This is a genomic window from Akkermansia muciniphila (genome assembly GCF_018709685.1).
Lineage (GTDB): Bacteria > Verrucomicrobiota > Verrucomicrobiia > Verrucomicrobiales > Akkermansiaceae > Akkermansia > Akkermansia muciniphila_E.
On the sequence record NZ_JABDHQ010000003.1, the window covers coordinates 215,674 to 230,418 of the forward strand.

The following is a 14,745-nucleotide window of genomic DNA, read 5'->3' on the forward strand; positions in this document are numbered from 1 at the left end:
ACCCGCTCCGCCATGCCGGAATCCTTAACCGTTCTGGGAATAGAATCCTCCTGCGATGAAACGGCAGTAGCCATCCTGCGTTCCGCCGGAGAGGAAGAAGCGCCGGAAATACTCTCCTCCATCATCTCCTCCCAGATCGCCATTCACCGCCGCCACGGCGGCGTGGTGCCGGAGCTGGCTTCCCGCAACCACTCGGCGAACCTTCCCGGCGTCATCCGGGCCGCATGCCGGGAGGCCGGCCTCACCCCGGCGGACATTGACGTCTTCGGCGCCACGGGAGGCCCCGGACTGGTAGCCGCCCTGCTGGTGGGCAACAGCACGGCCAAGGCGCTGGCGCTGGCGACGGGCAGGCCCTTCGTCTCCGTCAACCATCTGGAAGGCCACCTCCTCTCCCCCTTCGTCAAACGTCCCGGAGGCCCCGTGCCCCATCTGGGCATGGTCGTCTCCGGCGGCCACACCCTCTTTGTGGACGTCCGCGGCGTGGGAGACTACCGCCTGCTGGGCCGTTCCCTGGACGACGCCGCGGGGGAAGCCTTTGACAAGGTAGGAAAAATGCTCGGCCTTCCGTACCCCGGCGGTCCGGAAATAGACCGCATGGCGGCGGGAGGAGACCCGGAGGCCTTCTCCTTCCCCCGCGCCCTGATGAAGGAGCACACGGCCAACGTCTCCTTCTCCGGCCTGAAAACCGCCGTCCTCTACACGCTCCCCAAGCTGACGGAAAGCGGCAACCCGCATGACCTGCCGGAGCAAACCCTGCGGGATATATGCGCCTCCTTCCAGCGCGCCGTGACGGACGTTCTGATTCACAAGGCGCTGCATGCCCTGCGCGTCTCCGGCCACCGCACCCTTTCCGTTTCCGGCGGCGTCTCCTGCAACGGGGAGCTGCGTACCAGGCTGAAGACCGCCTGCGCCCGTGAAAAGGTGGAACTGGTGCTGCCGGACTTCGACCTGACGACGGACAATGCCGCCATGATCGCCTATGTCACCTGCCTCAAAGCACGCAGGGGATTGTTCCACTCTCTGGATGAAGACGTTGACCCCAATCTCAAATTGACGGAAGATCTGAACAGGTCTAAATATTCAACGCATTCCTGATAAAGATATTATACATGAACACCCCGTATTTGCGGCATAAAGATAAAAAAATGTTCATGTTTTCATTGACATCCTGCATTAAAAAACGTAACCTAGCGTCCGCTTTTCGTCAGGCAACACGGGAGGATGCTATTTATCCGCTAGAACCGCAGGTTTGGGCGGATTTACAACTCTCTAAGAGCAGCGAAAGGCGGAAGAAGTCTATGCTTCTGTAGCTCAGGGGTAGAGCGCATCCTTGGTAAGGATGAGGTCGCGGGTTCAATTCCCGCCAGAAGCTCCATCTTCAAGCTAGACCCATAGCAGCCCAAACCTAAATAAAACATTATGGCTAAAGAGCAATTCCAGCGCAACAAGCCCCACGTGAACGTGGGCACCATCGGTCACGTTGACCACGGCAAAACCTCCCTTACCGCCGCCATTACTTCAGTGCTCGCTAAGAAGGGTTTCGCCGAAGCACGCGGCTATGACCAGATCGACGCCGCTCCCGAAGAACGCGAACGCGGCATTACCATCTCCACGGCCCACGTTGAATACGAAACGGAAAACCGTCACTATGCCCACGTTGACTGCCCCGGCCACGCCGACTATGTGAAGAACATGATCACCGGCGCTGCTCAGATGGACGGCGCCATCCTCGTGGTTGCCGCCTCCGACGGTCCGATGCCGCAGACCCGTGAACACATCCTCCTTGCCCGCCAGGTGGGCGTCCCCGCCATCGTCGTTTACATGAACAAGTGCGACCTGGTTGACGATCCCGACCTCATCGAACTCGTGGAAATGGAAATCCGCGAACTCCTCAACGAATACGAATTCCCGGGCGACGACACCCCCATCATCAAGGGGTCTGCCGTTAAGGCTCTGGAAGGCGACACCGCCGCTGAAGACTCCATCATGGAACTCATGGCCGCTGTTGACTCCTACATCCCGCAGCCTGAACGCCCCGTTGACCAGCCCTTCCTCATGCCTGTGGAAGACGTATTCTCCATCTCCGGCCGCGGCACCGTGGCTACCGGACGTATCGAACGCGGTATCGTCAAGAAGATGGAAGAAGTGGAAATCATCGGCATCAAGGACACCCAGAAGACCGCCGTTACGGACATTGAAATGTTCCGCAAGCTGCTTGACGAAGGTCAGGCCGGTGACAACGTTGGCCTGCTCCTCCGCGGCCTGAAGAAGGAAGACATTGAACGCGGCCAGGTGATCATCAAGCCCGGCACCGTGAAGCCCCACAAGAACTTCAAGGCTGAAGTTTACGTCCTGACCAAGGAAGAAGGCGGCCGTCACACCCCGTTCTTCAACAACTACCGCCCGCAGTTCTACTTCCGCACGACGGACGTGACCGGTTGCTGCACCCTTCCCGAAGGCGTGGAAATGGTGATGCCTGGTGACAACGTCAACCTGGAAGTCCAGCTCATCACTCCGATCGCCATGGAAAAGGCCATGCGATTCGCTATCCGCGAAGGCGGCCGCACCGTTGGTGCCGGTCGTATCAGCGAAATCCTTGACTAAGTTCCTCCGGGAACTTGTAGAGGAATCTACATCAGGTTTAATGAGGGGGTCTCCCCGGAGGCCCCCTCATTTCCCACGAAAGAAGAGACTTCAACAGGTCAGTAGTTCAATTGGTAGAGCGTTGGTCTCCAAAACCAAATGTTGGGGGTTCGAGTCCCTCCTGACCTGCCACTTCTTTCCAAATACATCACCCCACCTTGAAGCATGTTTCGCAAGATTTCTCAATTCATCGCCGAAGTTAAGGGCGAACTTAAGAAGACCACCTGGCCCTGGGAAAGCGACCCCAAGGTGAAAGGTTTTAAAAAATTCCGCGAACTCTGGGGTTCCACTCTCGTCGTACTGATTGCCATGGTCTTCCTTGGCGCGTTTGTTGCATCGTTCGACATCTTTCTTCACAGCGTGGTCAACTACCTCATTCAGTTGGCTATCTAGTTTTACTCCCACTTTCTTTCTCCGATCATGCCCAGTACCCCAGAGCCTCACGAACAATGGTATGTTCTTCACGTCCTCTCCGGACAGGAAAACAGCGTTCGTGACCGCATCATCCGCAAGGCAAAGGACGCCGAACTTTCCGACTTCATCTACCGCGTTGAAGTCCCCACGGAACTCATCTCCGAAGTGCGCAACGGCAAAAAGACGGAACGCCACAGCAAACTCTTCCCCGGCTACGTCTATGCCAACATGTACCTGCTGGAAGCGGACGGCACCCTGAACAAGGACCTCTGGTACTTCATTCAGCAGATTGACGGCGTCATCAGCATCGCCGGTTCCCGCAACGCCCCCCTCCCCATGCGCAAGCGCGAGGTGGAAGACCTTCTGCCCCTGCTGGACGCGGAAGCCGTAGCCGCCCGCCCCAAGGTGGAATTCGCCGTCGGGGATCCCGTGCGCGTCTGCGAAGGCCCGTTCCAGAGCCAGGAAGGCACCATCGAAGAAATCGACCCCGAAAAAGGCAAGCTGCGCGTCAGCGTCTCCATCTTTGGCCGCGCTACCCCGGTGGACCTGGAATACTGGCAGGTTGAAAAAGCCTGAGCTGCCCCATCCGGAAAACCGCAGGCTTCTCCCGTTCATTTTCTCCGCTAACAAAGCAAAACCATGGCAAAAGAAATAACCAAAATCATTAAGCTCCAGATTAATGCCGGAGCTGCTAACCCCTCCCCGCCCGTGGGTCCGGCACTTGGTCAGGCCGGTGTAAACATCATGGCATTCTGCAAGGAGTTCAACGCCGCCACGCAAAAGCAGGCCGGCGACCTCCTGCCGACCGTCATCACGGTTTACAAGGACAAGTCATTCTCTTTCATCACCAAGCAGCCCCCGGGCAGCGTGCTTCTCAAGAAGGCCGCCGGCATTCCTTCCGGCTCCGGCGAACCGAACAAAAAGAAGGTCGCCACTCTTTCCAAGGCCAAGCTGATGGAAGTCGTCAACACCAAACTCCCGGACCTCAACACGAAGGACCCCGAACGCGCCGCCCGCATCCTTGCCGGCCAGGCCCGCCAGATGGGCATCGAAGTTGAAGGTATGTAACACTCACCGCAGGAGGATTAACCAATCCGAACGCACTGCCAAATACACACATGTCTACCAAACGCAGCAAGCGATATCAAGAAGCAGCCAAGCTTGTTACCCCTAACAAGAACTACAGCATCACGGAAGCCGTGGAAACCATGAAGTCTTTCCCGGCCCCGAAATTTGACCCGACTGTCACCGTTTCCTTCCACCTGACCGTGGACCCCCGCAAATCCGACCAGATGGTCCGCGGCAGCGTCTCCCTGCCCAACGGCACGGGTAAAAACGTCCGCGTCCTCGTCTTCGCCCAGGGTGATGCCGCCAAGGCCGCCCAGGAAGCCGGAGCCGAATTCGTGGGCTTTGAAGACCTGATCAAGAAGGTCCAGGACGGTTTCGTTGACTTTGACACGGCCATTGCCACCCCCGACGCCATGACGGAGGTCCGCAAGGTTGCCCGTGTGCTGGGTCCGCGCGGCCTGATGCCCAACCCGAAAACCGGCACCGTTACGGATGACACGGCCAAGGCCGTGAAGGAAGTGAAGGCCGGCCGCGTTGACTACAAGGTTGACAAGAACGCCAACATCTCCGCCGCTGTAGGCAAGCTGTCCTTCTCCAATGAAGGCATCACTGAAAACATCGCTGCCCTGATTGATTCCGTCGTCAAGGCCCGCCCGGCTTCCGCCAAGGGCGCCTACATCGAATCCGTCACCGTTTCATGCGCCATGTGCCCCGGTCTCCCGGTTGACACCGCTTCCATCGCCAAACTGTAACCCGAACCGATTTAGCACATCATGAATCCTGACAAGCGTATCATCATTGACGACCTGACCGCCCGCGTCAACGCCTCCCCGTTCCTGATCGTCGTGGATTACACCTCGATCACCGTGCCTGAGTTCACCAACCTGCGTTCCGCCCTGGCCGCCTGCGGCGCCCAGTGCCACGTAGCCAAGAACAACTTCATGCGTACGGCCCTGACGGACGCCGGCCTTCCCGACATCGGCGAACACCTCGTCGGCCAGACCGCCTTCGTGACCGGCGCGTCCGACGTGGCTGCCGCCGCCAAGGCCATCAACACCTTCGCCAAGGCCTCCAAGAAGGCTGAATACAAGGTGGCGATCCTGGACGGCGACGTCCTCTCCGCGGACCAGATCCGCGCCATCGGTGAACTGCCCCCCCGCGATCAGCTGCTGGCCAAGCTCCTTGGCACCATCAATGCGGCCGGTTCCGCTCTTGCCCGAGTTATTCAGGCATATGTGGACAAAGAAAACGGCGGCAGCGAAGAACCCGCCGCCTAATACTAACCCCTTGACCGGACGGCCCGGTTGCACTCTAGCCAAATGTGTGAAAACCGGGCCTGACTCTCCTACAGGTTCCTTGTCGGAACTCCAGCCGGAGAACTGAAATGCCAAGTTGGCTCTTGGCGCGACTCGAAACCAAACTAGAAAACAATACAATGGCTGATATTAACAAAATCGCTGAAGAACTCGGCACCCTCACCATCCTGGAAGCTGCCGACCTCGTCAAGCTCCTGGAAGAAAAGTGGGGCGTTTCCGCCGCTGCTCCCGTAGCCGCCGCTGCCGCCGCCGCTCCTGCCGAAGCTGAAGAAGAAAAGACCGAATTCAACGTCGTCCTGACGGAAGCCGGCGCCAACAAGATCGCCGTGATTAAGGCCGTCCGCGAAGTGAAGACCGGTCTCGGCCTGGTGGACGCCAAGAAACTGGTTGAAGGCACCCCCGCCGTCATCCTGGAAGCCGTCTCCAAGGACGAAGCTAACGCCGCCAAGGCCAAGCTCGAAGAAGCTGGCGCCAAGGTTGACGTCAAGTAAGCTTTTTACTTCCCGCGCAACAGGAGAAAACCCGTTTTTCTCCTGTTGCGCTTCCTCGTCTTCACATCCCGCGTGACCGACTAGAGGCTTTTTACCCGTCAAAACGCTTCCAGTCGGTTCCGTCTCCCAAGGAAGGAACCAATCAGCCCAGCATCCGGGTTTTTCAGGATGCAAACCCATAACATCTCCGCCACAGCAGCCCATGTCAAAGCGACTCTACTTCGGGAATATCAAGGAAGTCATCGAACCTCCGAACCTTATTGAGATTCAACTTCAATCATACTTCGATTTTCTACAACAGGACACCCCGGCCGCGGCCAGGAAAAACATCGGGTTACACGGCGTTCTGAAGGAAATCTTTCCTATCAAGAGCTATGACGAAAACATTGAGCTCGACTTCGTCTCCTACGACATCGAACAGCCGAAGATGAGCGATTACGAGGCTATCCGCGCCGGGGAAACCTACAGCGCCGCCCTCCAGGTCACCTTCAAGCTCAAGTCCGACAACGAATCCAAGGAAGAAACGGTCTACATGGGTGAACTCCCCATGATGACCAACCGCGGCACCTTTGTGATCAATGGCGCCGAACGCGTGATCGTGTCCCAGCTCCACCGTTCCCCGGGCATCTGCTTTGAAAGCGCCCAGCACCTGAACGGCAAGCTCCTCCACTCCTTCCGCATCATTCCGGACCGCGGCTCCTGGCTGGAAGTCCAGTTTGACACCAACGACCTCCTCTACGTCTACCTTGACCGCCGCCGCCGCCGCCGCAAGTTCCTTGCGACGACGTTCATGCGTTATCTGGGCTTCAAGACGGACCGCGACATCGTCAGCCAGTTCTATGATATCCGCACGCTTCCCCTGAGCGAAGACATGACGGAGGAAGACCTGCACAACCTCGTGGCCGTGGACACCATCAAGGACAAGGACCTGGTCCTCGCCAAGGCCTTTGAACAGCTCAACATGGGCGTGGTGCGCCAGCTCCTCCAGTTCGGCATCAAGGAAATTGACGTCATTGACCAGACTGAAGACGACGTGCTGATCAAGACCCTGAAGAAGGACCCCGCCCATGACGAGGAATCCGCCCTCAAGGAAATCTACAAGCGCCTCCGTCCCGGCGACCCCGCCACGGCCGCCCAGGCTCGCACCCTGCTCAAAAGGCTCTTTGACGATCCCAAGAAGTACGACCTCACCCGCGTGGGCCGCTACAAGATCAACCAGAAGCTCGGGCTGGACACCAGCCTGGACCAGCGCCTGATGACTGCGGACGACTTCCTGGCCGCCCTCAAGTACCTTCTGCGCCTCAAGAAGGGCGAAGGCATGGTGGACGACATTGACCACCTGGGCAGCCGCCGCGTGCGCGCTGTGGGAGAACTCATGGCCAACCAGTGCCGCGTGGGCCTCGCCCGCACGGAACGCCTGGTCAAGGAACGCATGACCCTCATTGACCAGAACATTGAAGGCGTCACGCCCAGCAAACTCATCAATCCGAAGGCCCTCAGCGCCGTCGTGCGCGACTTCTTCGGCCGCTCCCAGCTCTCCCAATTCATGGACCAGATCAACCCCCTCGCGGAATTGACGCACAAGCGCCGTCTTTCCGCCCTGGGGCCCGGCGGCCTGAACCGTGACCGGGCCGGATTCGAAGTCCGGGACGTACACCCCTCCCACTACGGGCGCATTTGCCCCATTGAAACGCCGGAAGGTCCCAACATCGGCCTGATCAACTCCATGTGTACCTACGCCCGCATCAATGAATTCGGATTCATTGAAACGCCTTACCGCAAGGTGGAAAATGGCAGGGTCACCAATACCATCGAATACGTCACCGCCGATCAGGAAGAAGGCTATCTCATCGCCCAGGCCAATAACCCGCTGGACGAACAGGGCAACTTCACGACCTCCCGCGTAACCGCCCGTGAAAAAGGCGAATTCATCGAAGTGGATCCGGCAGACGTGCATTACATGGACGTTTCTCCCAAGCAGCTCGTTTCCATCGCCGCCGGTCTTATCCCCTTCCTGGAACATGACGATGCCAACCGCGCCCTGATGGGCTCCAACATGCAGCGCCAGGGCGTGCCTCTGATGGTAGCGGAATCTCCATACGTGGGAACCGGCATCGAAGGAAAGTGCGCCAGGGACTCCCGTTCCGTCGTTCTGGCGGAAGCGGACGGCATAGTAGCCGCCGCCTCGGCGGAAGTCATCATCACGACGAAGGACGGGGAACTGCCCGTACGTCCGGAAGTGTTCCTGTCCGATCCGGACAGCGTGCGCACTGACCGCGACAACGGCGTTTACGTCTATCCCCTGCGCAAGTTCATGCGTTCCAACGCCGGAACCTGCATCAACCAGCGTCCGATCGTGCGCCGCGGCGAGAAGATCAAGACCGGCGACGTGCTGGCCGACGGCCCGAACACGGACCAGGGCGAACTGGCCCTCGGCCGCAACGTGCTGGTGGCATATATGCCGTGGAACGGCTACAACTTCGAAGACGCCATCGTCATCTCCGAAAAGACCGTGAAGGAAGACACCTTCACCTCCATCCACATCTCCGAGTTTGAAGTGCAGGCCCGCGACACCAAGCTGGGCCCGGAAGAAATCACCCGCGACATTCCGAACGCCGGTGACGAAGCCCTGAAAAACCTGGACCATGACGGCGTCATCCGCATCGGCGCGGAAGTGAAGCCCGGCGACATCCTCGTGGGCAAGATCACTCCCAAGTCTGAAACGGAACTGGCTCCGGAAGAACGCCTCCTGCGCGCCATCTTCGGTGAAAAGGCTGCGGAAGTGAAAGACACCTCCCTCCGTGTTCCCTCCGGTTGCACCGGCATCGTGATGGATGTGCGCATCTCTTCCACGGGCTCCGGCCATCACCGCGGCGACCTCGTCGTGGACAGCGCGGAAAAGAAGAAGCAGTTCAAGAAGATCAATGACGAGCACAAGAAGAAGAAGGAACAGCTCATTGACCAGCTGACCAAGAAGCTTTCCGACATTCTTCTAGGCGAAAAAATCCCGCTGGACGTGGTCAACGAACAGACCGGTGAAATCATCATCCCGGCCAACCGCAAGATCACCAAGACCCTGCTGCGCAAGCTGGCCCTGGTGCACGACCACATCGAAATCGAACCCAGCCCGATCCGCAACAAGATTCTGGAAATCATCACCTCCTTTGAAGGCCGCTTCACGGAACTGGATGACGAACGTGAGCACAGGCTGGACCAGATGGAATCCGGTGACGAATCCGAACCCGGCGGACTGAAGGAAGTCAAGGTGTACATCGCCGCCAAGCGCAAGCTCGGCGTGGGCGACAAGATGGCCGGCCGCCACGGCAACAAGGGCGTGGTAGCCAAGATCGTTCCTGAACAGGACATGCCCTTCCTCGCGGACGGCACTCCGGTGGACATCGTTCTGAACCCCCTGGGCGTGCCTTCCCGAATGAACGTAGGGCAGGTGCTTGAAGCCCACCTCGGCATCGCTGCCAGGGCCCTCGGCTTCAAGGTGGCCACCCCGGTGTTCGACGGCATCAGTGAAGACACCATCTGGAACTACATGTCCGAAGCCAAGAAAGTGGACGGCTTCACCTGGATCGGCGACGGCAAGGACGGCACCGTGGGCGGCAAGAGCACCCTCTATGACGGCCTGACCGGCGAACCCTTCCACAACCCGGTAGTGGTAGGCCAGACCTACATGCTCAAGCTGAACCACCTGGTGGCGGACAAGATTCACGCCCGCGCCGTGGGTCCGTACAGCCTGGTCACGCAGCAGCCCCTGGGCGGCAAGGCCCAGTACGGCGGCCAGCGTTTCGGGGAAATGGAAGTGTGGGCGCTGGAAGCCTATGGCGCCGCCTACACCCTCCAGGAACTCCTCACCGTGAAGTCTGACGACGTGCAGGGCCGCACCCGCATTTACGAATCCATCGTGAAGGGGGACAACACCCTGGAAGCCGGAACTCCGGAATCCTTCAACGTTCTGATGAAGGAAATGCAGTCCCTGGGCCTGAACGTGCGCCCCGGCAGCAAGGATGACCAACCCTCCCTGCAGCTTGGCGATACGGACCTCACCCCCGTGGACGGCATGACGGAAGGCTTTGACAGCGACGACATGGCCGGCCTGGCGGACGTCGACTTCTCCGACCTTAAATTCTAAACATCCACCGTATTCCACTCCCGTGCCGCAAGACGCGGGAGTGGGCATCAAACATTCTTCAAAACTTTTATTATATGTCTGATACCCCCACCATCAGGGAAATGCACGGTCTGAGCGACAAACCCCGGACCTTTGACCAGGTTGCCATCACCGTGGCGGACCCGGATACCATCCGCAGCTGGTCCTTCGGTGAAGTCGTCAACCCGGAAACCATCAACTACCGCACGTTCAAGCCGGAAAAAGGCGGCTTGTTCTGCGAACGCATCTTCGGGCCCACCCGTGACATGGAGTGCGCCTGCGGCAAGTACAAGCGCATCAAGCACAAGGGCATCACCTGTGACCGCTGCGGCGTGGAAGTAACCAACGCGCGCGTCCGCCGTGAACGCATGGGCCACATTGAACTGGCCGTTCCGGTCTCCCACATCTGGTTCTACAAGTGCATGCCCAGCCGCATCGGCCTCATGCTTGACATGACCGCCCGCCATCTGGAACGCGTGATCTACTATGAAGACTACATCGTGGTAGACCCCGGCAGCACTCCCCTGGAAAAGGGAGCCATCCTGACGGAAGAAGAATTCCGCAATGCGGAAGACGAATACGGCTATGACAGCTTTGAAGCCGGCATGGGCGCGGAAGCCATCCAGAAGATGCTTTCCTCCATTGACCTGGCCACCCTCGTCACGGACCTGCAGGAACAGCTGGACAACACCAACTCCAAGCAGAACAAGCGCAAGATCGCCAAGCGCCTGAAGCTGGCCCAGGGCTTCCTTCAGTCCAACACGCGCCCGGAATGGATGATCCTGAACGTGCTGCCCGTGATTCCCCCGGACCTGCGCCCGCTGGTTCCGCTGGAAGGCGGCCGCTTCGCCACGTCTGACCTGAATGACCTGTACCGCCGCGTCATCAACCGCAACAACCGCTTGAAGACCCTCCTGAGCCTCAAGACTCCGGAAGTCATCATCCGCAATGAAAAGCGCATGCTCCAGGAAGCCGTGGACGCCCTGTTCGACAACGGCCGCCATGGTCGCGCCGTCACGGGCGCCGGCAACCGCCCCCTTAAATCCCTCTCCGACATGCTGAAGGGCAAGGGAGGCCGTTTCCGCCAGAACCTGCTCGGCAAGCGCGTGGACTACTCCGGCCGTTCCGTCATCGTGATCGGCCCGGAACTGAAGCTCAACCAGTGCGGCCTCCCCAAGAAGATGGCCCTTATCCTGTTTGAACCCTTCATCATCCACCGCCTGAAAGAGCTGGGCTACGTGCACACCGTGCGCTCCGCCAAAAAGCTCATTGACCGCAAGACGCCGGAAGTGTGGGACATCCTGGAAGAAGTCACCAAGGGCCACCCGGTGATGCTCAACCGCGCCCCCACCCTGCACCGCCTCTCTATCCAGGCCTTTGAACCGGTCCTGATTGAAGGCTCCGCCATCCGTCTGCACCCGCTCGTCTGTAACGCGTACAACGCTGACTTCGACGGTGACCAGATGGCCGTGCACGTGCCGCTGTCCGTAGAAGCCCAGATGGAAGCCCGTCAGCTCATGCTGGCGCCCAACAACATCTTCTCCCCGGCCTCCGGCAAACCCATCGCCACGCCTACGCAGGATATTATTCTGGGCGCGTACTTCCTGACGCACACCCGTGCAGCGGAAGTGCAGAACAACCAGGACAACCATCATCACCTCCCCCTCTTCGAATCCATCGATGAAGTGGAATACGCCATTGCCGCCCGCAAGATCGGCTACCATGACTGGATCCGCCTGCACAACCCGGACTACGGCAAAAAGCCTTCCGACGTCGTGTACGGGGACGTGACCAAGAAAGTCCTTGTCACCACCGCCGGACGCGTCCGCTTCAATGAAATCTGGCCCCGGGAACTCGGTTACATCAACCGCAACGTGGGCAAGAAGCAGATGGGCGACATCATCTGGCGCTGCTACCAGACCGTGGGCAAGGAACGCACTGTGAAGACCCTGGACTCCCTGAAAAACCTGGGCTTCAAGGAAGCTACCCGTTCCGGCTGCTCCATCGGCATTGTGGACATGGTCGTTCCGTCCCAGAAAAAGACGGAAATCGAGAAGGCTTATGCGGAACTGGACAAGGTGACCCGCCAGTACAAGAACGGCATCATCACGGACGGTGAACGCTACCAGAAGGTGGTGGACATCTGGACCCAGACCACGGACGTGATCCAGGCGGCCCTGTACCGCAAGCTGGAACACAACGAAGGCTCCAAGATGGCCAGCCCGCTCTTCATGATGGTGGACTCCGGCGCCCGAGGCAACAAGGCGCAGATCAAGCAGCTCTCCGGCATGCGCGGCCTGATGGCCAAGCCCAGCGGTGAAATTATTGAACAGCCCATTACGGCCAACTTCCGTGAAGGCCTGTCCGTACTGGAATACTTCATCTCCACCCACGGCGCCCGCAAGGGTCTGGCAGACACCGCCCTGAAGACGGCTGACTCCGGCTACATGACCCGCAAGCTGGTGGACGTGGCCCAGGACGTCATCGTCCATGCGGAAGACTGCGGCACCAGCAACGGCATCACCGTTCACGCCATCTATGACGGTGATGAAGAAGTGGCGTCCCTGGCCTCCCGCATCTATGGCCGCACCTCCTGCGAACGCATTGTTGACCCCGTCAACGGTGAAATCATCGTGGACATCAACGACCTCATCAATGAAAAGCAGGCGGAACAACTGGAAAAGATCGGCATTGAACAGCTGAAGATCCGTTCCGTGCTCACCTGCGAACTCAAGAAGGGCTGCTGCGCCAAGTGCTACGGCCTGAACCTGGCCACCGGCCAGGAAGTGAAGATCGGGGAAGCGGTCGGCATCATCGCCGCCCAGTCCATCGGTGAACCCGGCACGCAGCTTACCATGCGTACGTTCCACGTGGGCGGCACTGCTACTACGGCGTTCAAGCAGCCCATCGTGAAAGCGAAGAACGACGGCCGCGTCATCTACACGGAAGACCTCCGCACGGTGGAAAACGCAGACGGCAACTTCGTCGTCCTGAACAAGAACTGCTCCGTCCGCATTGAAAACGAACAGGGCCGCGAACTGGAATCCTACCAGCCCGTCATCGGTACCATCCTGTACGTGCCCAACGGCGGCGCCATCAAGAAGGATGAGACCCTGGCCACCTGGGACCCGTACAACGTGCCCGTCATCGCTGAAAAGGGCGGTGTGGTCGAATTCAAGGACATGATCGTCGGCATCACCGTCTCCAAGGAAACGGACCGTGAAACCGGCACCTCCTCCCTCGTCGTGATGGAACACAAGCAGGAACTTCACCCGCAGGTCGTCATCCGTGACGCCAAGACCCGTGAAGTCCTGGCCCACCACGCCATTCCCGCAGGCGCCAACCTCACCGTGGAAGACGGAGAAAACATCTCCGCCGGCACAATGGTGGCCAAGACGCCCCGCAAGGTGGCCAAGACGAAGGACATCACCGGCGGTCTGCCCCGCGTGGCGGAACTGTTTGAAGCCCGCAAGCCCAAGGACGCCTGCACCATTGCACGCGTGGAAGGCATTGTGCGCCTCAGCAGCAAGAACACCTCCCGCGGCAAGAAGGTCATCACCATTGAAACCCCCACGGGTGAACTGGTGGACCACCTGGTGCCGATGAACAAGCACGTCATCGTTCACGAAGACGACCATGTGCATCTGGGCGACCAGCTTACGGAAGGCCCCGTTTCTCCGGAAGAAATCCTGGACGTCTGCGGCAAGGACAGCCTGCAGGAACACCTCGTCAACGAGGTGCAGGAAGTCTACCGCCTCCAGGGGGTGGAAATCAATGACAAGCACGTGGAAATCATCGTGCGCCAGATGCTCCGCAAGGTAGTCATCACGGAACCCGGCAACACCGAATTCCTGTGGGGCGACCAGGTGGACAAAACCACCTTCGACCGCATCAACGAACAGACCGTAGCCCAGGGCGGCCAGCCTGCCGCCGCCAAGCCCGTTCTGCTCGGCATCACGAAGGCCTCTCTGGAAACGGAATCCTTCATCTCCGCCGCATCCTTCCAGGATACCACGCGCGTGCTGACGGAAGCCTCCACCCTCGGCAAGACCGACATGCTGGAAGGCTTCAAGGAAAACGTCATCATGGGCCACCTCATCCCTGCCGGTACCGGGTTCCCCCTGTACAGCAAGATTGAAGTGGAGCCCGCGGAAGGCGCGGAAGAAATCGCTCTGGCCGGGGAAGATGAGGAAGCGGCCGAGTTTGCCGAAGACGTATTGAACGATACCATCAACTTCGACAACGAGCGCTAAGCCGTTCCCGGCAACACCTCAACCTGCGGGGCCTTCTGAATGAAGGCCCCGCATTTTTTATGCCAGGGGAAAAGCAGCCGCACCGGGTTTCCAGGCCGGGCGCCTTTCTTTCATCTTCCTCCGGAACAAAACCTCCGGATGAATGAACATTCCGTTTTCCGCCATTTCCACCCCCGGAAAGGGGCGGAAATGCGGCACCGCACGATCGTCCTGCCTGGCGGGGGACACCGGGTCCAGGCCCTTTTTCCATATAACCGCTGGGCCCACGCGGAACTTACCGCTACATCTGATAAAAGCTCCCCTTTTTTAGAAAAAACGCGGTTGCTTGAAAATAGATAAAGATGCAAGATTTTTACATAGAATGCCTTGCATTCCTATCTAACCAAAAATAGAGTCTTCAC

At 59.0% G+C, this 14,745-nt stretch carries 10 protein-coding genes and 2 tRNA genes; all 12 read left to right on the top strand.

Going from position 1 to position 14,745, the window contains the following annotated elements; translation table 11 throughout:
• Positions 1 to 12 precede the first annotated feature (12 nt).
• The 12 genes from tsaD (at position 13) to rpoC (ending at position 14,344) form a co-directional block, all read left to right on the top strand.
• Positions 13 to 1,095, top strand: coding sequence for a tRNA (adenosine(37)-N6)-threonylcarbamoyltransferase complex transferase subunit TsaD (gene tsaD, locus HHJ06_RS03630; RefSeq protein WP_215427675.1), 1,083 nt, complete (start codon positions 13 to 15; stop codon positions 1,093 to 1,095).
• Positions 1,096 to 1,300: 205 nt separating this feature from the next.
• Positions 1,301 to 1,375, top strand: a tRNA-Thr gene (locus HHJ06_RS03635).
• 44 nt (positions 1,376 to 1,419) lie between these two features.
• Positions 1,420 to 2,604: an elongation factor Tu gene (gene tuf / locus HHJ06_RS03640; RefSeq protein ID WP_215427677.1), complete on the top strand. Its 1,185-nt coding sequence runs from the start codon at positions 1,420 to 1,422 to the stop codon at positions 2,602 to 2,604.
• 95 nt (positions 2,605 to 2,699) lie between these two features.
• Positions 2,700 to 2,775 (top strand) — tRNA-Trp (locus HHJ06_RS03645).
• Between the two features lie 33 nt (positions 2,776 to 2,808).
• Positions 2,809 to 3,036, top strand: coding sequence for a preprotein translocase subunit SecE (locus HHJ06_RS03650; RefSeq protein ID WP_012420088.1), 228 nt, complete (start codon positions 2,809 to 2,811; stop codon positions 3,034 to 3,036).
• 27 nt (positions 3,037 to 3,063) lie between these two features.
• On the top strand, positions 3,064 to 3,633 hold the full coding sequence (gene nusG, locus HHJ06_RS03655; RefSeq protein WP_012420087.1) for a transcription termination/antitermination protein NusG: 570 nt from the start codon (positions 3,064 to 3,066) through the stop codon (positions 3,631 to 3,633).
• A 63-nt stretch (positions 3,634 to 3,696) separates the two neighbouring features.
• The gene (rplK, locus tag HHJ06_RS03660; protein WP_102715177.1) at positions 3,697 to 4,125 is read left to right on the top strand and encodes a 50S ribosomal protein L11; all 429 of its coding nucleotides are present in this window, start codon (positions 3,697 to 3,699) and stop codon (positions 4,123 to 4,125) included.
• A gap of 50 nt (positions 4,126 to 4,175) precedes the next feature.
• The gene (rplA, locus tag HHJ06_RS03665) at positions 4,176 to 4,877 is read left to right on the top strand and encodes a 50S ribosomal protein L1 (RefSeq protein ID WP_102715175.1); all 702 of its coding nucleotides are present in this window, start codon (positions 4,176 to 4,178) and stop codon (positions 4,875 to 4,877) included.
• A gap of 21 nt (positions 4,878 to 4,898) precedes the next feature.
• Positions 4,899 to 5,402 (top strand): 50S ribosomal protein L10, encoded by a 504-nt coding sequence (gene rplJ, locus HHJ06_RS03670; protein WP_102715173.1) that lies wholly within the window; start codon positions 4,899 to 4,901, stop codon positions 5,400 to 5,402.
• A 158-nt stretch (positions 5,403 to 5,560) separates the two neighbouring features.
• Positions 5,561 to 5,932, top strand: coding sequence for a 50S ribosomal protein L7/L12 (gene rplL / locus HHJ06_RS03675; protein ID WP_022396951.1), 372 nt, complete (start codon positions 5,561 to 5,563; stop codon positions 5,930 to 5,932).
• A 202-nt stretch (positions 5,933 to 6,134) separates the two neighbouring features.
• Positions 6,135 to 10,073 carry a DNA-directed RNA polymerase subunit beta gene (rpoB, locus tag HHJ06_RS03680; protein WP_215427679.1) on the top strand — a complete coding sequence of 1,313 codons (3,939 nt, stop codon included), beginning with the start codon at positions 6,135 to 6,137 and terminating at the stop codon, positions 10,071 to 10,073.
• Positions 10,074 to 10,147: 74 nt separating this feature from the next.
• Positions 10,148 to 14,344, top strand: coding sequence for a DNA-directed RNA polymerase subunit beta' (gene rpoC, locus HHJ06_RS03685; protein WP_215427682.1), 4,197 nt, complete (start codon positions 10,148 to 10,150; stop codon positions 14,342 to 14,344).
• Positions 14,345 to 14,745 lie beyond the last annotated feature (401 nt).